This is a genomic window from Mycobacteroides chelonae CCUG 47445 (assembly GCF_001632805.1).
GTDB lineage: Bacteria > Actinomycetota > Actinomycetes > Mycobacteriales > Mycobacteriaceae > Mycobacterium > Mycobacterium chelonae.
In genome coordinates this window covers 2,212,608-2,231,189 of sequence record NZ_CP007220.1, presented here as the reverse complement: position 1 = coordinate 2,231,189, position 18,582 = coordinate 2,212,608, and the positions used below count along the sequence as shown (strand labels likewise).

14 protein-coding genes are annotated in these 18,582 nt (G+C 65.2%); 13 read left to right on the top strand and 1 reads right to left on the bottom strand.

Going from position 1 to position 18,582, the window contains the following annotated elements; all coding sequences use genetic code 11:
* Nucleotides 1-293 precede the first annotated feature (293 nt).
* The 12 genes from eccA to BB28_RS10920 all read left to right on the top strand — a co-directional run bounded on the left by eccA (nt 294) and on the right by BB28_RS10920 (nt 16,913).
* Nucleotides 294-2,156 (top strand): type VII secretion AAA-ATPase EccA, encoded by a 1,863-nt coding sequence (gene eccA / locus BB28_RS10975; RefSeq protein ID WP_081252250.1) that lies wholly within the window; start codon nt 294-296, stop codon nt 2,154-2,156.
* A complete protein-coding gene (gene eccB, locus BB28_RS10970; RefSeq protein WP_046253535.1) occupies nt 2,153-3,703 on the top strand; it encodes a type VII secretion protein EccB in 1,551 nt (516 codons plus the stop codon). Before eccA ends, eccB begins: the two co-directional genes overlap by 4 nt.
* A complete protein-coding gene (locus BB28_RS10965; RefSeq protein ID WP_046253534.1) occupies nt 3,700-7,731 on the top strand; it encodes a type VII secretion protein EccC in 4,032 nt (1,343 codons plus the stop codon). The genes eccB and BB28_RS10965 overlap by 4 nt, the downstream gene beginning before the upstream one ends.
* Nucleotides 7,728-8,036, top strand: coding sequence for a PE family protein (locus tag BB28_RS10960; RefSeq protein WP_046253533.1), 309 nt, complete (start codon nt 7,728-7,730; stop codon nt 8,034-8,036). The genes BB28_RS10965 and BB28_RS10960 overlap by 4 nt, the downstream gene beginning before the upstream one ends.
* A gap of 5 nt (nt 8,037-8,041) precedes the next feature.
* Nucleotides 8,042-9,580 carry a PPE family protein gene (locus BB28_RS10955; protein WP_046253532.1) on the top strand — a complete coding sequence of 513 codons (1,539 nt, stop codon included), beginning with the start codon at nt 8,042-8,044 and terminating at the stop codon, nt 9,578-9,580.
* Nucleotides 9,581-9,635: 55 nt separating this feature from the next.
* Nucleotides 9,636-9,929: a hypothetical protein gene (locus BB28_RS10950; RefSeq protein ID WP_030095674.1), complete on the top strand. Its 294-nt coding sequence runs from the start codon at nt 9,636-9,638 to the stop codon at nt 9,927-9,929.
* A 32-nt stretch (nt 9,930-9,961) separates the two neighbouring features.
* A complete protein-coding gene (locus tag BB28_RS10945; RefSeq protein WP_030095673.1) occupies nt 9,962-10,252 on the top strand; it encodes a WXG100 family type VII secretion target in 291 nt (96 codons plus the stop codon).
* A gap of 32 nt (nt 10,253-10,284) precedes the next feature.
* A complete protein-coding gene (locus tag BB28_RS10940; RefSeq protein WP_046253531.1) occupies nt 10,285-11,148 on the top strand; it encodes an ESX secretion-associated protein EspG in 864 nt (287 codons plus the stop codon).
* Between the two features lie 65 nt (nt 11,149-11,213).
* On the top strand, nt 11,214-12,599 hold the full coding sequence (eccD, locus tag BB28_RS10935) for a type VII secretion integral membrane protein EccD (protein ID WP_046253530.1): 1,386 nt from the start codon (nt 11,214-11,216) through the stop codon (nt 12,597-12,599).
* Nucleotides 12,596-13,954, top strand: a complete 1,359-nt coding sequence (gene mycP / locus BB28_RS10930) for a type VII secretion-associated serine protease mycosin (protein WP_064393455.1) — start codon at nt 12,596-12,598, stop codon at nt 13,952-13,954. The genes eccD and mycP overlap by 4 nt, the downstream gene beginning before the upstream one ends.
* A 25-nt stretch (nt 13,955-13,979) precedes the next feature.
* Nucleotides 13,980-14,933 carry a type VII secretion protein EccE gene (gene eccE, locus BB28_RS10925; RefSeq protein WP_046253527.1) on the top strand — a complete coding sequence of 318 codons (954 nt, stop codon included), beginning with the start codon at nt 13,980-13,982 and terminating at the stop codon, nt 14,931-14,933.
* Between the two features lie 123 nt (nt 14,934-15,056).
* Nucleotides 15,057-16,913, top strand: coding sequence for a CocE/NonD family hydrolase (locus tag BB28_RS10920; RefSeq protein ID WP_046253526.1), 1,857 nt, complete (start codon nt 15,057-15,059; stop codon nt 16,911-16,913).
* 13 nt (nt 16,914-16,926) lie between these two features.
* Here BB28_RS10920 and BB28_RS25050 read toward each other — a convergent pair whose 3' ends face one another.
* Entirely contained in the window at nt 16,927-17,361 is a 435-nt protein-coding gene (locus tag BB28_RS25050) for a pyridoxamine 5'-phosphate oxidase family protein (protein WP_046253525.1), read from the bottom strand.
* Between the two features lie 111 nt (nt 17,362-17,472).
* Between BB28_RS25050 and BB28_RS24560 the strand changes: the two genes are divergently transcribed.
* On the top strand, nt 17,473-18,564 hold the full coding sequence (locus tag BB28_RS24560) for a GGDEF domain-containing protein (RefSeq protein WP_046253524.1): 1,092 nt from the start codon (nt 17,473-17,475) through the stop codon (nt 18,562-18,564).
* Nucleotides 18,565-18,582 lie beyond the last annotated feature (18 nt).

Sequence of the window (18,582 nt, the reverse complement as noted above, 5' to 3'; positions counted from 1 at the left end):
CTAATCTCTTGCCGAGCAGGCAACGGTGCCATGAACAAAGGCGATGGATGAGCACTCGCGAACGAGTTAATCAACTCGAACGCCCGGTTGTGGCGACAGTCACACCAGTGTTCATTTCTGATGGGTTAGAACACCGAAGTGATCACCGCTACCAAAAATGGAGCGGCGGTGCCGAGGGTGGGCGATGTGCTTCAAGTTTGCCAGCTGCTCCGGACATAGAGGCGAGGAACTATTCACGTTCGCGACCCGACTACTCCAGTCAGCGAGCGTGTCGATCGGGTGAAGGGCTGTAAGTGGATATTCGTGAACGAGTTGGCCAGCTGGACCGTGCGGCGCCGGCGGTGAATCCGTCAGCCCGCATCGACCCGGAACTAGAGAGCCGATTCGCAACCTGTTGCCGTGCGCTTGGTCTGTCCGTTAATGACAGGCGGCGTCCTGCAGATTTGCCAGCAGCGCGCTACGGCTTCACGTCGCTGTGCCGGACGGCTCAGGATCACTGTGATGTCTGGGTCGGCCTGGCGGCCTCCGGGGGCGCCACCGTCGACGTGCTCGAAGCGATCTCCGAGACCGTGGCCACCGCTGGGCATCTTCAGCATGCGGTGAACCTGCACCCGGGCGACCTCACCTTCCTCTACGACACCGGGCTCTACCTCGAGTTCCGTGCCAGCGGACCCGACGACTATCACCTCGCCTACGCGGCGGCCCTCGTGGACAAGGGCGACTACGTCAAAGCTGCCGAGCTGATCAACACCGTGACCGAGCGGCGCCCCGGATGGTTCAACGCCCGCTGGGCCGCTGTCGCCATGCAGAACCGGGCCGAGCGTTGGTCCGACGTCGTCACGCTGCTGACCCCCGTTGTCACCGATGCGTCCTTGGACCCCACCACGTCCCACGCCGTACGGATCACCCTGGGGATTGCCCTCGCCAAGCTCGGCATGGTCAATCCCGCCCTCTCCTACCTCGAAGACCCCAGTGGTCCCATCGAAGTGGCAGCCACCGACGGCGCGCTGGCCAAGGCGCTCAACCTGCGCCACCACGGTGACGAAGAGACCGCGACCGAGGTGCTCCAGGATCTGTACGCGGCCAATCCGGAGAACACCGAGATCGAGCATGCGCTCACCGATCCAAGTGTGGGTCTGCACACCACGACCGCCGCGCGCATCGCTGCCCGTACCGATCCCTGGGATCCCGAAACCGAGCCCACCGAAGAGGATTTCATCGATCCTGAGGCTCACGAGCGCAAGGCGATCCTGCTGGCCGAGGCCGAGCAACAGCTCAGCGAATTCATCGGCCTGGAGCAGGTGAAAGACCAGGTCTCACGACTCAAGAGCTCCGTGGCGATGGCACTGCGGCGCCAGGACCGCGGACTTGCCGTTGGCCACCGCACCCACCACCTGGTGTTCGCGGGCCCTCCCGGCACCGGCAAGACCACCATCGCCCGTGTGGTCGCCAAGATCTATTGCGGCTTGGGCCTTCTCAAGCGCGAGAACGTCCGCGAGGTGCACCGTGCCGACCTCATCGGTCAGCACATCGGTGAGACCGAAGCCAAAACCAACGCCGTCATCGACAGCGCGCTCGACGGCGTGCTGTTCCTCGATGAGGCGTACGCGTTGGTATCTACCGGCGCCAAGAATGACTTCGGTCTCGTTGCCATCGACACCCTGCTGGCCCGCATGGAAAACGACCGCGACCGTCTGGTCGTGATCGTCGCCGGATACCGCGCCGAGCTGGACCAGTTCCTCGACACCAACGAAGGTCTGCGCTCCCGTTTCACGCGGTCCATCGAATTTCCTTCGTACGCACCACCAGAACTCGTCGAAATCGCATCGGCCATGGCATCCGTGCGCGACAGCAAGTTCGACGAGGGCGCCGCTGAGGCGCTACTCACTGCCTTCTCGGCGATGTGTGCCGCAGAGGCTCCCGATACCCGCGGCATCGCACGCCGCAGCATCGACGTCGCCGGTAACGGTCGATTCGTCCGTAACGTCGTGGAACGCTCCGAGGAGGAACGTGAACACCGCCTTGACAACTCAGGCGCCGAAGAATTCAGCGATGACGACCTCATGACGGTCACCGTCGAGGACGTGCAGGCATCGGTGGAGGCCATCGTCGCCGGCCTCGGGCTGTCGGCTCCCGGGGCGTCGGTCCAGAAATGAGCGATAACCGAGACAGCAACGCGAACTCCGAGCGCCGGGCCTTCGCATCACGCACTCCGGCCAGCGAGAACCCCGAGCCGCTGAAGTACCGTCGCGGGTTCGTCACCGGGCATCAAGTCACCGGATGGCGATTTGTTATGCGGCGCATAGCCTCTGGTGTCGCGCTACACGACGCCCGGATGCTTGTTGATCCGCTGCGTACCCAATCCCGCGCATTCAGCATGGGCGCCGTCATCGTCGTCACCGGACTTGTCGGGTGCTTCGTCTTCAGCCTCCTGCGCCCCTCCGGTATCGCCGGTACCGATCCGGTGCTGGCCGACCGGTCGACCGCGGCGCTCTATGTCCGGGTCGGTGACAACCTGCACCCGGTGCTCAACCTCACCTCGGCCCGTCTCATTGCGGGCAAGTCGGTGGACCCCACAATGGTCAAAAGCACTCAGCTCGACCAGTTTCCGCGCGGAAACCTGATCGGTATTCCGGGTGCACCGGAGCGCATGGTGCAGGCCAAGAGCACCGATGCCGCCTGGGCGGTGTGCGAGTCAACCGAAACGCGCGCGGTAACCGTGATCGCGGGAGCCTTGGACACCAGCGGGGACAAGGCCTTCGACCTCCCCCGCGACCGTGCCGCGGTGGTGTCCTCTGACGCGGGCACCTGGCTGCTGTGGGACGGGAAGCGCAGCGCGCTCAACCTCGGCGATGTCGCCGTCACGAGCGCTCTGGGCCTCACCGCGCCGCCGGCCGTACGCCCCGTGACGACCCGCCTGCTCAACGCCATTCCCGAGGCTCCGGCACTCGTGGTTCCCCCCATCCAGGGAGCCGGGACGCCGACCGCCTACCCGCTGCCTGTTGCGGCACCCATCGGCTCGGTGCTGGTGAGCTCCTCCACTGACAACACTCCGGTGTACTACGCGGTGCTGGCCGATGGTGTGCAACAGATTTCACCGGTGATCGCATCGGTGCTGCGCAACGCGAACTCATACGGTCTGGAACAGCCACCGCGGCTGACCGCCGACCAGACGGCGCACTTGCCGACATCCTCGGCGATCGACACCAGGGTGTTCCCCAGCGCCGCCATCAAGCCGCTGGCCGCCAACGAGGATCCGGTGCTTTGCTCGCGGTTCACCAGGACGGCCGACGCTTCCTCAGATTCGTGGTCGCTGCTTGCGGGTTCGGTTCTGCCCCTTTCTGACTCGGTGCACACCGTGCAGCTGATCTCCTCCGCGGCCACCCCGACACGGGTCGCCATCACCCCCGGCATCGGATACCTGGTGCAGCCCGGCGGTGGCGGCGGGTACCAGTGGATATCCGATACCGGTGTGCGTTACGGCATCGATACCGAGGCCGAGGGTGACAAGACCCTCGAGGCACTCGGCCTGCACAAGCCCGCACTCACCATCCCCTCGTCGATTTTGAATCTGTTCGCCTCCGGGCCATCGCTCTCACGTGCCGATGCCCTGCTCGCGCACGACAGCCTGGCCCCGAGCGATCGGCCCGCCACGCGCATCCAGACCGACAACCCATCTGCTCAGGCACAGGAGTCCCGTTGAGCCGTCTCATTTTCGAACCCCATCGGCGTGTAGCGCCTCCCGCGATACCCGATGCCACGGTGACCGTGGAGGCACCACCACAACTGCCTCGGGTGATTCCGCCGTCGTTCCTGCGCCGCGCCATGCCGGTCGTGATCGTGATCCTGATCGTCGGCATGGTGGTCGCTCTGGTCGCCTCCGGGATCCGACTCATCTCCCCGCAGACGCTGTTCTTCCCGTTCGTGCTCCTGCTGGCCGCCACCGCGTTGTACCGCGGAGGCGGTGACAAGGTCCGCACCGAAGAGGTCGACGCCGAGCGCGCCGATTACCTGCGGTACCTGTCGGTGATTCGTGAAAATCTGCGCACCCACGCCACACAGCAGCGCAAGGCGCTGGAATGGTCGCACCCGGATCCCGAAGAGCTCACCACTGTTCCCGGCACCCGCCGCCAGTGGGAGCGTGACCCCGGAGATGACGACTACCTGGTGGTACGCGCCGGGCGTCACGATCTCCCCCTGGCCAGTCCGGTACGCGTCAAGGACATCGCCGACGAGATCGATCTGGAGCCGGTGAGCCACAGTGCGTTACGCGGACTACTGGACACCCAGCGCACGGTGCGCAGCGCACCACTGGGCATCGACCTGAACAAGGTTTCGCGCATCACGGTGCTCGGCGATGACGACATCGCCCGCGCCTCGATCCGATCCTGGGTGACTCAGGCAGCCACCTTCCATGACCCGACGCTGCTGACCGTGGCGATGGCCGGCCCGGGTGTCGAAGACAGCGACTGGTCGTGGCTCAAATGGCTTCCCCACGTGGATATCAGCGGCGAGGTCGACGGCGTTGGCCCGGCACGCTACCTGCGCCGCACAGGTGCCGAGCTGTTCGAGGCACTGAAGCCGGTGCTGTCCGAGCGCGCGCTGTTCGGGGCCGAATCCGGCGCCCACAAGCATCTGCTGATCATCCTCGACGACCCGGCCTACGACCTGAACGGCGTGAACTCACCGATTCCGGCAACCGGGCTGGACGGCGTCACCGTCATTCAGCGGGTGGACGGAAGCGACGGCGCTACCAAGCTTCCGGAGTACCTCAACCCGGAACGTCCTGTGCTACAGGTCAATCGGAACGGCGTGAGCGCACGAATCACCCGGTGGAATGGCAACGACTGGCAGCCATACATCGACGAGGCCGATCAGCTCACGATCGGAACCGCATCGCACGTGTCCCGGCGGCTCTCCCGTTGGGATTCCAATCCGACGCATCCGGGCCTTCGATCGGCCGCCACCGGTGGTGCGACCTTTACCTCGCTGCTCGGTATCGAAGACGCGTCCCAGCTGGATGTGCCTGCCCTGTGGTCGCCGCGTACGCGTGACGAGGAGCTTCGGGTGCCGATCGGCGTGACCTCCTCCGGCGAGCCGCTGATGTTCGACCTCAAGGACGAGGCCGAGGGCGGCATGGGGCCGCACGGACTGATGATCGGCATGACCGGCTCCGGTAAGTCCCAGAGCCTGATGTCGATTCTGTTGTCACTCCTGACAACACATTCGGCCGACCGCCTCATCGTGATCTACGCGGACTTCAAGGGTGAGGCGGGAGCGGACATCTTCCGCGACTTCCCACAGGTCGTCGCCGTGATCTCGAACATGGCCGAGAAGCGCTCTCTGGCAGATCGTTTCGCCGACACGTTGCGTGGCGAGGTTGCCCGGCGCGAGAACCTGCTCAAGCAGGCCGGTCGCGATGTGCAGGGCAGTGCCTTCAACTCGGTCCGCGAGTACGAGGAGGCGATCGCGGCCGGGCACGACCTGCCGCCCATCCCCACGCTGTTCGTGGTGGCCGACGAATTCACCTTGATGCTCCAGGATCATCCGGAGTACGCCGAACTGTTCGACTACGTCGCGCGCAAGGGACGCTCGTTCCGCATCCACATCCTGTTCGCGTCACAGACCCTCGACGTCGGCAAGATCAAGGACATCGACAAGAACACGTCGTACCGCATTGGTCTGAAGGTGGCCAGCCCCAGCGCATCTCGGCAGATCATCGGAACCGAGGACGCGTATCACATCGAATCGGGCAAGGACCACAAGGGCGTTGGTTTCCTGGTACCCGCCCCCGGGGCGGTGCCCATCAAGTTCCGCAGCACCTACGTCGACGGCGTTTACGAGCCGCCATCCAGGACCACTACCATCGAGATCCACGCCACGCCGCAGCCCAAGCCATTCACGGCGCTGCCGGTGGCCACCGATCCGACCACGGTGATCGTCAAGGGTGGATCCGACCAGCCACAACAACCGGCACGCAAGCTGATCTCCACCGTCGGCGACCAGCTGGCCAAGGTGGGTCCACGTGCACCGGAGCTGTGGCTGCCGCCCCTGGATACCGCGATCCCGTTGGCAAGTGTGTTGAGCGAGACCGGGATTCCGGCACGCCAGCTGCGCTGGCCGCTCGGCGAGATCGACAAGCCGTTCCAGATGCGTCGCGATCCGCTGATCTTCGACGCGACATCAGCGGCCGGAAACGTGATCATTCACGGCGGCCCGAAGTCCGGGAAATCGACTGCTCTGCAGACGTTCATGCTGTCGGCGGCCGCGTCGCACTCCCCCCGCGATGTCACGTTCTACTGCATCGACTACGGCGGCGGCCAATTGCACGCGCTCGAAGGACTGGCACATGTCGGCAGCGTCGCCAGTGCCCTGGAGCCCGAACGCATCCGGCGCACCTTCGGTGAGCTGGAGCAGCTTCTGGCCTATCGCCAGCGTCTGTTCCGCGACCGCGGCATCGCCTCGGTGAGTCAACTGCGCACGCTGCGTGACAGCGATCGCACACTGGACGACGGGTACGGCGAGACGTTCCTGGTCGTGGACAACCTGTACGCGTTCAGCCGGGACAACACCGATCAGTTCAACACCCGGAATCCGCTGCTGGCCCGCCTTACCGAGCTGGCCAATGCTGGGCTGTCGTACGGCATCCACGTCGTGATCACGACACCGAACTGGATCGAGGTGCCGCTCGCGATGCGCGATGCTCTCGGGCTACGTCTGGAACTCAAGCTGCACGACTCGGCAGACAGCAACGTGCGGGTACCCGGTGCGCTGCGCCGCCCCGCCGAGAGCGTGCCGCACGATCAGCCGGGACGCGGCCTGACCATGCAAGCCGAGCATTTCCTGTTCGCGGCGTCCGACGCCAAGGACGTGGAATCGGTCAACGCCAACTACCCCGGCGCCAAGGCTCCTGCCGTCCGTCTACTGCCGGCAGACCTGGCACCGGACGCCATCGGCCCGCTGTACCCAGGACGTGAGCAGGTGGTCATCGGACAGCGCGAGCAGGATCTGGCGCCAGTGGCTCTCGACTTCGCCCACAACCCGCTCCTGATGGTGTTGGGCGATACCGGATCGGGCAAGACGACACTGTTGCGGCACATCATCCGTACGGTCCGCGAACACTCGACACCCAACGAGGTGGCGTTCACGGTCCTGGACCGGCGTCTGCACCTCGTCGATGAGCCGCTGTTCCCCGACAACGAGTACACCCCCAACATCGACCGGATCACCCCGGCGATGATGGGCCTCGGTGCCCTCCTGGAGAAGCGCCGGCCACCTGCCGGACTGTCCCCCGAGGAACTGCACAACTGGGTGTCACGCGGAGTGACCGCACAGCGGCACTACCTCATCATCGACGACGTCGACCAGATTCCCGATGCGCCAGCCGTCAGCGGTCCATACATCGGGCAGCGTCCCTGGAACCCGATCACGGGCCTGCTCGCCGAGGCTCGCGAGCTCGGTCTGCGGGTGATCATCACCGCGCGGGCCACCGGTTCCGGTCACATACTGATGACCAACCCCATGTTGCGCCGTTTCCACGAACTGCAGGCCAACACCCTGATGTTCAGCGGTAGCCCGCAAGACGGCGGCCGTATCCGTGGACATCGCTTCGAGCGTCTGCCTGCGGGCCGCGGCGTTCTGTTGTCAGATAACGATGTCCCGACGTATGTACAGACCGTTAATCCATTCGTCAGTGAGCATGCTGCTCAAGGAAGGGAGTACCCACGATGAATCTGAATGTCATTCCGGAAGGTCTGCTTGCCACTAGTGCCGCGGTGGAGGCGCTGACCGTGCGTCTGGCTGCCGCACATGCTGCTGCCGCCCCGGTGATCGGTGCGGTGGTGCCGCCGGCGGCCGATCCGGTGTCGTTGGAGACCGCGGCCGGTTTTAGTGCCCGCGGTGTGGAACACACCGGTGTGGCCGCGCTGGCTGTTGAGGAGCTGGGCCGGGCCGGGCTGGGTGTTTCGGAGTCCGCGGCCAGCTACACCACCGGCGATATGCAGGCCGCGGCGACGTACATGATCGCGCGAGGCTAGATTCCGTGTCCGCCCCCATCTGGATGGCTTTCCCGCCCGAGGTCCACTCGGCGCTACTGAGCGCTGGACCCGGGCCGGGAGCACTGTTGGCGGCAGCCGCGCAATGGCAAGCACTCTCGGTGCAATACACCACTGCCGCAACGGAGTTGACGCAGCTGCTCGCTGCTACCAACGCCGGGCCCTGGCAGGGGCCCAGCGCCACCCAGTACGTCGTCAGCCACGCACCGTATCTGGCCTGGCTGACCCAGCAGAGCGCGCTGAGCGCCACCAATGCCGTGCTGCACGAAACCAGTGCCGCCGCCTACACGACGGCGCTGGCCGCGATGCCGACGCTGGCCGAGCTGGCGGCCAACCACATGATTCACGGCGTGCTGCTGGCCACCAATTTCCTGGGTATCAACACCATTCCGATCGCGCTCAATGAGGCCGACTACATCCGGATGTGGGTCCAGGCCGCCACCACCATGGGCGTCTACCAAGGGGTTTCCACGGCCGCTGTGGCTTCGGTCGCGCCGACGACACCCGCGCCGATGATCATGGCTCCGGGCGGCGAGGTGACGTCACGGATGGCCGACATGTCGGGCCTGGCCGCGCAGGCGCAGGCTGCCGAATCCGGCACCGCGCTGGACGACAGCGAGAGCTTCTTCGAGAAGCTGATGCGGCAGATTCAGGAGTTCTTCACCGACCCGCTCGGCACCTTGCAAAGGATCTTGCAGGACTTCCTGCGCAACCCACTCGAAGCGCTCGTGGCGTGGGGTCCGCTGTTGTTCTTCATCGCGTACGAGGCGTTCTTCATCCCCTTCGGGTTCACCTTCTGGGGCGTCATGCTGTCGGCTCCGCTGTGGCTTCCCCTGCTCCTGATCGGACTGGCGCAGTTGATCAACCCGGTTCCGGTCGACGCCGACGTACCCGGGGAGGAACCCGCGCCGCAACCAGCACAGGTCGTGCGCAACTCACCTCAGCAGCAGCCGTTTGCGATGGGCGGAATGCCCGGAAGCGGCGGCACAGCAATTACCAGCGGTACGGGTGCACCGTCCGCCCCCGCGACACCGGCTTCGCCTGCTGTCGCGGCGGTGACTCCTGCCTACATGGTGTACGCGGCACAGGAGGATCCGCCGGCTGCGCGCTTTGGGCCGACATTGAATGAAGGCGCGGGTGCCAAGGCACCGGCGGCGGGGATTTCTGCGGCGGCCGCCGCGGCGGCGTCGGCGCGTTCACGCGCCCGCCGCAAGCGTGGCGCGCGGATCAAAGATCCGGCCCCGCAGTTCATGGACATGAATTCCACAGTGGACCCGGACTTTTCGGAACCGGCAGCGCGTCAGCCCGCGGGCGTGGGGGCTTCTTCTCGCGGCACGGGCCAGCTCGGCTTTTCCGGGACGGTGTCCCGGAGTACCTCGAGCACCAGTGCGGCCGGTCTGATCGAACGCGAAACATCGGCCGACGCCATCGACGGTTCGCGTACTGCCCCGATGCTGCCCACCACCTGGGGTACCGACGCGAACGTGGATCCCCAGGACAGCTCCGAAGGGGGGCCTCACAGCTGAGCGGCCACGAACAACCAGAAATCACCGACAACACAACACGATTGAGGAGATGAATATGAGTTTGCTTGATGCACACATTCCGGCGTTGATCGCTGCGGAGGGCACGTTTGGTGCCAAGACCGCTTTGATGCGTTCGACGATTTCACAGGCCGAGCAGGCCGCGATGTCGGCCCAGGCCTTCCACGTCGGAGAGTCCTCGGTGGCGTTCCAGGCCGCCCACGCCCGGTTCGTGGAGGTCGCCGCCAAGGTCAACGCCCTGCTCGATATCGCCCAGCTCAACCTCGGCGATGCCGCAGCCACCTACGTGGCCGAAGACGCCGCCGCCGCCAGCCGCTACATCGGCGTCTAACCCACACACGCACAAGGAAGGGAACACAGCAGATGTCGCAGATCACTTTCAACTACCCCGCCATGCTGGCCCACGCCGGCGAGATGAACACCTACTCCGGTGTGCTGACCGCCCTGGGTGCCGATCTGGCCGCCCAGCAGGCCTCCCTGCAGGCAGCCTGGCACGGTGACACCTCCATGAGCCAAGCCGCCTGGCAGGCCCAGTGGAACACCGCCATGGAAGAACTCATTCGCGCCTACCGCGCCATGGGCACCACCCACGAAACCAACACCTTGTCCATGAACGCCCGCGACATGGCCGAAGGAGCCAAGTGGGGCGCATAAACGCCCTTGGTGCTCCAGCACCTGATCGTGCGATGAACCAGGCCACCCGGTCGCCGGACGCTGTCGAGCTGACGGTCGACCAGGCCTGGTTCCTCGCGGACACCTTGAGCGCCGGCACCTTTCCCTGGGTGCTGGCGATCACGGTCCCCTTCCGGGATGAGGCACAGCGCGCCGGCTTCAATGCTCAGCGCGTCCAGGAACTCACCCGTGCCGGTGTGCTCAGCGCCGACGGTGCGGTGGATCCTGCCGTGGCGGGATGGATCCGCACCGTGTGCCGCCCCGACCGCTGGCTCGAACTGCGTTACGTCGCGGCAGGTTCGGAGAATCCGGACGTGATGCGCGGCATCATCGCGCATAAGCAATCGCAGGGTCGCGCGCAGACCGTGGTCTCACTGCGCAATGCCCATCTGATCACCTTCACCGCGGTCGACGCCGACGACCCTTCGGCGCTTGTCCCCAGTGTGGTCGCCGGACTGCGCTGGCGCGCACCCGCACGGTTCCCCGAATTCACACTGCCCACCCACGTGGGCGCCAAGGCCGATGAGCAGCTGCGTTCCGGCGCCTCACTGGCCGAGGTCATGGGATACCTGGGCGTCCCCCCCACCGCACAGGCTGTGGTGGAATCAGCGTTCATCGGAAACCGAAACTATGTCGAAGTAGTCGCCGGACAACGTGATAACGCAACCCAACAGACTTCCGAGGTGGGTATCAGCGTGGTCGACACCAGCGCTGGACGCATCCTCGTCAGCCCGCACCGCGCGAGCGACGGCACCTGGCTGTCGACCTTCGCACCCGGAACCCCCTTCGCGATCGCGGTGGCCGTCGAGCAATTGATGGCCACGCTCCCGGACGGGCACTGGTTCCCGGAGGCGCGGTTGACCCGAGACTTCGACTGATGCTTTCCCTCTATTAGTTCCCTAGTGTGCTCCACCCCCCTATCGAGAGAGTCAAACGAAACACCATGTCTGACAACGCCGTGATGCCCATCGTCCGGGTAGCCGTGCTCGGTGAAGAAAAGCTGACCGAGGTCGCCTTGCCGACCCAGCTGCCGATGCGCGACATCATTCCCGCAGTTCACCGGTTGGTGGCCCCAGACGCCACCGAGGCCACTCCTCAGCAGCTGAGCCTGGCCCCGGTGAATGGCGCGCCGTTCAGTGCCGACGCGACCCTGGACACCGTGGGAGTCGTCGACGGTGACCTGCTGACGCTGCGTCCGACTCCCGCGGGACCCGCCGCACCCGGCATCGTCGAGGACATCGCGGATGCGGCCGTCATCTTCTCCGAATCACGTAAGCGCCCGTGGGGTGCCGAGCACATTGCCCGTGTCACCCGCGTGGGTGTCCTCGGATTGATCGTGGCGGCAACGGTTCTGGCGATCGTTCACAACATTCGCACCGGCTCCACGTTGAGCCTTGCCGGACTGGCAGTGGTGGCGGTTGCCACCGCGATCGGGGCGCTGGTGGCACACATCCGGTCGCCTCGCCTGGGCGCGGAGCTGGCGATCATCGCCCTGGCTCCCATCGCCGGTGCACTCGCCCTTGCCATCCCCGGAGATGCCCTGGCGCCGCGCGCCCTCCTGGGCGCCGCCGGGGTCGCCGCATGGTCGCTGATCTACCTGATCGTGGCGCGCCAGCAGATCGCCTTCTTCACCGCCACCACGGTGCTGTCCATCGGTATCGCCGGTGCCGCTGGTGCCCAAATCCTGTGGCACCCGTCGCTGCTCGCAGTGGGCTGCGGCCTGATCGTGGTGGGGCTGCTGGTCACCGTGCGTGCCGCACAGCTGTCGGCCTTCGCCGCTCGCTTCCCGCTGCCCACCATTCCCGCACCCGGAGACCCGACCCCCTCCGCTCCGGCGATGTCGGTGCTCAAGGACCTTCCGCGACGCGTTCAGCTGAGTGACTCACATCAAAGCGGATTCATCGCGGGCGCTTCGCTTCTGGCCATCCTGGGATCGCTGGCCCTGGTCGGCGGTTCGGCACAGGCGAACCCGTGGGCCTGGTACCTGGTGGTCGCGGTGAGCGCCGGAGCGGCACTGCGCGCCCGTGTCTGGGATTCGGCGGTATGCAAGGCCTGGCTGCTGGCGGTGCCCTTCGTGGTGACCTCCGCGCTACTGGTGATCTTCGCCCTGGCGGGCCGTTACACCGGTGCACTGGCTGCGCTCGGGGTGCTGGCGTTCTTGGTCGCCGCGCTCACGGTGGTGGTGTTCAACCCGAAGATCGGTGAGGCAGAAAGCTACTCACTGCCCAGCCGGCGTCTCCTGGGATTCCTCGCCTCGGGCATCGATGCCTCACTGCTGCCGGTCATCGCATACCTCACCGGACTGTTCAGCTGGATTCTCAACCGATGATCCGTTTCATGTCTGTGGGCGCCGTCGCCGCGATGCTGCTGGCGCTGTCTCCTATGACAGCACCGGCCGCGTACGCGGTGACACGCCCGGAGGCGGATCCCGCCGCGCTGCCTCGAGATTCGGCCCCCAGCGCAACAGCCGGTATGCAGTCCGCCGCGTGCACCACCACCGTGTTAACGCCGGGTACCGGCACAAGCGGAAAACCGTCCCCGGAGTTCGAGGAGGCGTGGCGCTTCTCTCGCGGGGAGGGCCAGAGCGTCGCCATCATTGACACCGGCGTGCAGCCCAGCGCGCGGCTGCGTGTCGAAGGCGGAGGTGACTACGTTCAGTCGACCAATGGACTGACCGACTGCGACGGACACGGAACCATGGTCGCGGGAATCATCGGCGGCCAGCCCGGCCCAGATGGCTTCTCGGGCATCGCGCCGGCATCCAAGCTGATCTCGATTCGCCAGGACTCCTCCAAGTTCTCTCCGCGAATCACCGGGGGTGATCCCAGCACGAACGGCGCCACCCACTTTGTCAGCACTCTGGCGCGGTCCATCGTGCATGCCGCGAACCTCGGCGCACGCATCATCAACATTTCCTCGGTTGTCTGTGTTCCGGCCGCCAAGCCCATCGACCAGGCCGCACTCGGCGCGGCGTTGCGTTACGCCGTCGAGGAGAAAGACGCTGTCGTCATCGCAGCGGCCGGCAACACCAGCGGTGGGGGCGCCAACTGCCAGGCGAATCCACTCAGCGGTTCAGGTAATGATCCGAGGAATTGGACTGGGGTGGAATCTGTTTCGGTTCCCTCCTGGTGGCAGCCGTATGTACTGTCCGTCGGGTCGGTGTCCGCGGACGGCGCACCCTCGAAATTCACGATGCCCGGCCCCTGGGTGGGCATCGCGGCAAATGGCGAGAACGCGACGTCGCTGTCCAACGACGAACAAGGCGGGTTGGCCAACGGAATGGTCGGCCAGGACGGCAAGGCACACCCCCTCTTTGGGACCAGTTATGCGACGGCCTACGTCTCGGGTGTCGCGGCGCTGGTGCGCAGCCGATTCCCGGAACTCACCGCGAGCCAGGTCGTCTCGCGGCTGCAACGGACCGCTCGTGACGCGGGCCGTTCTCCGTCCAACCTTGTGGGAGCGGGAACCGTCGATCCGGTGGCCGCGCTCACCTGGGACGTCCCCGCAGACGGAACTGCTCCCGCAGGCCCCAGCGCCCGCGCCGTCGTTCCCCCGCCCCCACCCACCCCGGAAAACCCCCTTCCCCGGCAGCTCGCCTTCCTGGGCGCCGGTGTATGCCTGATCGCGGTGATCGTCGTCGCCGGGCTCAGTGCACGTCGCAGACAGGAGAACACGAGTGAGTAAGAACGTGAAGCTATATCGCCCCCCGGTGCCGCGCACGCTGCGGTTGACCCTGGTGGCGACGCTGGTCGCGGCGGGTGCGTTCGCCCTCTACCGCCGTGACCCCGCCGACCGCTGGATCGCCATCACCGCCGGGGTGCTGGCACTGGTGCTGCTGGTGTGGTGGCGTGGCACCTTCCTCACTGACATTCTCGGACGATTCACCAAACTGCTGACCCGCAGAATCTCTGGCCGGTCCTCCGCGAACACCGCTCAGATTGTCGCGGCGGGCGTCGACGCACGCACCACAGTGGCACTCGAACTCACGGCACCCGCATCTGATGAGGAGATACCGCTCGGGCTCCTATCCGGATACCTGGATCGCTACGGCGTACGTTGCTCATCAATCCGGGTGACCACAGTCGGTATCGCCGGCACCGAGAACAAGACCTGGGTGAGCCTGACTCTGAGCGCAGCGGACAACCTCGCGGCATTGCAGGCACGTTCATCCCGAATCCCGTTGCGCGAGACCGCCGATATCGTGGGACGCCGGCTCTCCGATCACCTACGCGAACTGGGGTGGCAGGTCAATGCCGCCGAGAACCCCGGCACGCCGCTGCCGGAGGAAGTCAAAGAGGGCTCCCGCGCCGTCGCCGACAATCACGGATACCTGGCCGCCTACCGCGCCACGGTGAACGACGATCTGCCCAACACGCTCGGAAGTATCTGGAGTGCCCCACTGCCGGAGCGCTGGACGGTCCTCGAGCTCACCGGCACCACCGATGCTCCGCTGCTGACCGTGGTGTGCGCCTTGCGCACCGAAGAGAAGCCAGAGTCACGCGCGCCATGGGCCGGGCTGACGCTGTGCTGGGGTGATCACCTGCCTGTCCTGCAAGCGATGAACCCCCTGTCGCCCAACTCCATCGGCGGAGCCGGGACCCCGGTCACCGAAGAGTTCCTCGACAGCGTCACGCCGCAGAACGAGACGCCGGCACTGGTCTGAGAGCACGTGGACTAACGCACTCCTGGGTGCGTTAGTCCGCTGCGGCGTGGGCAGATGCCGGGGAGAGCGAGCCGGCCTCGGTACCCTTTCGGGGTGATCGCAGGTTCGGCCAGACGTCTGGGAATGCTCGCCGCCACGCTGAGTCTCGTTCTCACAAGCTGTGGCCCCGAGAACCCAGGCTCTGCGTCTTGGCCACCTACCGACGGACGAGGTCCTTGCGCGGTGGCCAAAAAAGCCGATGTACCGGCCACCATGCGCGACGGCACCATACTGCGTGCCGATGTCTATCGTCCCAAGCTCAAGGACCCCGTGCCGGTCATCTTGATGCGCACCCAGTACGGCAAAGACAGCGCCCAGATCAAGCCGTCGCGGTTCCAGACTCCCGACTGGTTCGCCTCACACTGCTACCTCGTGGTGGTGCAAGACGTTCGGGGGCAGGGTGCATCGGATGGGATATTCACCGAGTTCGGCAATGACGGTAACGACGGATACGACACCGTCGAATGGGCGGCCGGACTACCCGGCTCCACCGGCAAGGTCGGAATGTACGGATCCTCCTACGTCGGCGCGACGCAATGGCTCGCCGCCACCACAACTCCCCCGCACCTGACAACCATCGTCCCGTCCAACACCGCATCCGACTACTACGACGGTTGGACCTACGAGGGCGGCGCGTTCCGGCTCGGCTTCGTGTTGCCGTGGGCGATCGAAACAATCGCCACCACCGCGGCGAGGAACCGCGGCGACGACGCGACCACCCGAGAGCTGGAAGCCGCCGCCACGGAGCCGGAACGTTGGCTCAACTTTCTTCCGTACCAGGATCTTCCACCGATGCAGCCGGGCAATCCACACGTTGCGCCCTGGTACTTCGAGTGGATCCGCCATTCGACCCGCGACGGCTACTGGAAGCGGTGGAGCATTCGGGATCGGTACGAGAGCGTGAAGGTGCCCGTCCTGCATTTCGAAGGCTGGTACGACGCGTTCCTGCGCGGAGGCCTGGAGAACTTCGCCGGCATGTCCTCCCGCGGCGGGTCAGCGGAAGCGCGCCAGCATCAGCGCATCGTCATCGGCCCGTGGGATCACCTCGCCTGGGGCCGCGAAACATCGAATCCCTCGCCCCTGTTGAAAGGCCTGGGGGCCGGCGCCAGTAGCCCCGTGAACGAACTGCAATTGGCATGGTTCGACCACTTCCTCAAGGGAATCGACAACGGTGTCTCCGCCGACTCACCCCGGGTCGACTACTACCTGATGGGTGCCAACCGATGGAAGAGCGCACCTGCCTGGCCGCTGCCACAGACGGAATGGACCGTGTATCACCTCGGCGGTCCCGGCGCGAAACACCATGGAACGCTGGGTAACTCGACTACACCTGAGGATCCACCCGACACCTACCTTTACGATCCGGCGAATCCGGTGCCAAGCGCCGGCGGCCACTCGTGCTGTGCCGCGGATTCCGCCCCGGAAGGCCAATACGACCAGAACACCATCGAAGAGCGCCCCGACGTACTGACGTACACCAGCGAGCCACTCACCGCCGATACCGAAGTCACCGGACCGATCACGGTCGACCTGTGGGCTTCGTCTTCGGCACCGGACACCGACTTCACCGCGAAACTCGTTGCCGTGCAATCCGATGGCGCCGCCGTCAATCTCAACAACGGAATTGTTCGAACCTCGCTGGCGCAATCGTTATCCGAGCGACGGCCCATCCCTGTCGGCCAGCCGCACAGATACCGCATCGACATATGGCCGGTGAGCTACCAATTCCGTACCGGCGAGCGCATCAGGCTGGAAATTTCCAGCAGTGACTTCCCGCAGTACGCGCCCAACCCGAATACGGGTGCCGCGTTCGGGCAGAACGATGAGCTGCGCTCCGCCACACAGACAATCCTGCACGATGCGGCGCATCCGTCGGCGCTGACGCTTCCCGTCATACCTACAGGCACCCCGGGAACAGAACAGTTCCCGCTGCCCCGGTAGTCAACGCGGAACGCTAACCCCAGTTCTCCGGGCCGCCCAGGTCCGCCGAGAGCCAGTGCTCCGGAGAGACATAGACCGCAATCTGCTCGCCGTACCCCTCCGAGTACTTGAGGTACCCGTCGAGCAACTCCTCCGGGATGTACCGGGCAGCCACCTGTCGGTGCTGGTCGTGTTCGAGCGGCACGACCTTGGTCACCGGTCCCTCGACGCTCACATACCGCACCGTCGGCTGTTCGCGGTCGACCATGAGCGTGAGCCGACCCGCAGCCTCAATGAGCTGATGCTTACGCGAACCCTTGCCCGTCGGAACCCAGAGATCGCCACCCGGGGTGTAGAAGTACCAGATCGGCACGGTAAGCGGGGCGCGGTCAGCACCGGCACTCACCGAGATTGCCGCCACATGGGGCTCGGCCAGAAATGCCTGTCGTTCTTCCAAACTCAATCCCATAGCACCACCCTACGAGCCCGCACCGACAAGCGCACCGGACTCGGATCATGGTTCACTGAACCCAACGCTGCGGAAACGAAAGGGCGTGGTGACATAAGCAAAACGCATGTCATGCATCGTCGCCCCGCGCCGCTCACGGACAAACAGACCTTCGAGACAAATGTCGAGGTGCTCGAGCAATTCGGTCTGCTCCGCGCGCTTTCCATCCTGACAGCGATTTGTACCGTGGCCATCGGCGCCGCTGCGATGACCTTGGCTGTCGAGGGTTTGTCGACCATTCCTACGTTATGCGTCGTCATCGCGTTACCCACCCTGGGATGGGGCATTCGGTATGCGCGGCGCAAACCCATTACCTACGCCGAGTCGTTGGCTTGGCTCATCTATTGCGATATCGCGATCACGGTGGGCGTATGTGTGGCGACGAGCTCCGGAATTGCCTTCGTCAAGTTGGCCTGGCTCGTCGCCGTCAACGCCTATGCGTGTGTCATCCACGGCCGCTCGGTACTGCTCGTCCAGACCGCGGTAACCGCCTTCGGGACCCTGCTGGCCGTTATCGGCTCTCTACTTCGCGCTGACCTGGCAATACCCATCGTGACCATCCTGCTCGTCACCATCACGCTCGCGCATGTGATCGCCGCGTGGGTGGTCCATGTGACACGCGAGCAGATCACGCGCTACCTCGCCAGTTGGGAACATGTGGTGCACCACGACCATCTGACCGGCCTGCTCAATCGGCACGGCCTGGAGATGGCGTGCAACAGCTGGCCCAGCCCCACCGCGGACAAGGTGATCGTGGTCGCCACGATCGATATCAACAATTTCAAATCTGTCAACGACACCCACGGCCACCACGTGGGCGATGAGGTGCTCAAACGCACCGCACGGCGACTGCGGCAAATCGCCGGCCTCGATACCTTACTGGCCCGATTAGGTGGGGATGAATTCGCGCTGGTCTCTATCGTTTACCCGCCGCTGCATCTCGGATATCCGCGCCTCATCGAACAGGCACTTGCCCCATTACCCAGTGACTTTCCAGAGGTAACAGCCAGCATGGGAGGCGTCCATGCGAATCTGGCATATCTGGTCACGCATTCCGGGGAATCACTGGCCAAGACGGTCACCAAATTACTGGTGCAGGCCGACGCCGAAATGTATATGGCGAGAAGACAAGCCGCGAAAAAAGCCGCACACGTTTCCCATTGATGCCGCGGTATCGCATGA

Bases quoted from the DNA above. Each gene is read 5' to 3' on its own strand.
- BB28_RS25050 (WP_046253525.1), bottom strand. From the start codon at position 17,361: ATGGGATTGAGTTTGGAAGAACGACAGGCATTTCTGGCCGAGCCCCAT.
- BB28_RS10920 (WP_046253526.1), top strand. From the start codon at position 15,057: ATGCTCGCCGCCACGCTGAGTCTCGTTCTCACAAGCTGTGGCCCCGAG.
- eccB (WP_046253535.1), top strand. From the start codon at position 2,153: ATGAGCGATAACCGAGACAGCAACGCGAACTCCGAGCGCCGGGCCTTC.
- BB28_RS24560 (WP_046253524.1), top strand. From the start codon at position 17,473: ATGCATCGTCGCCCCGCGCCGCTCACGGACAAACAGACCTTCGAGACA.
- BB28_RS10960 (WP_046253533.1), top strand. From the start codon at position 7,728: ATGAATCTGAATGTCATTCCGGAAGGTCTGCTTGCCACTAGTGCCGCG.
- BB28_RS10940 (WP_046253531.1), top strand. From the start codon at position 10,285: ATGAACCAGGCCACCCGGTCGCCGGACGCTGTCGAGCTGACGGTCGAC.
- BB28_RS10950 (WP_030095674.1), top strand. From the start codon at position 9,636: ATGAGTTTGCTTGATGCACACATTCCGGCGTTGATCGCTGCGGAGGGC.
- eccD (WP_046253530.1), top strand. From the start codon at position 11,214: ATGTCTGACAACGCCGTGATGCCCATCGTCCGGGTAGCCGTGCTCGGT.
- mycP (WP_064393455.1), top strand. From the start codon at position 12,596: ATGATCCGTTTCATGTCTGTGGGCGCCGTCGCCGCGATGCTGCTGGCG.
- BB28_RS10945 (WP_030095673.1), top strand. From the start codon at position 9,962: ATGTCGCAGATCACTTTCAACTACCCCGCCATGCTGGCCCACGCCGGC.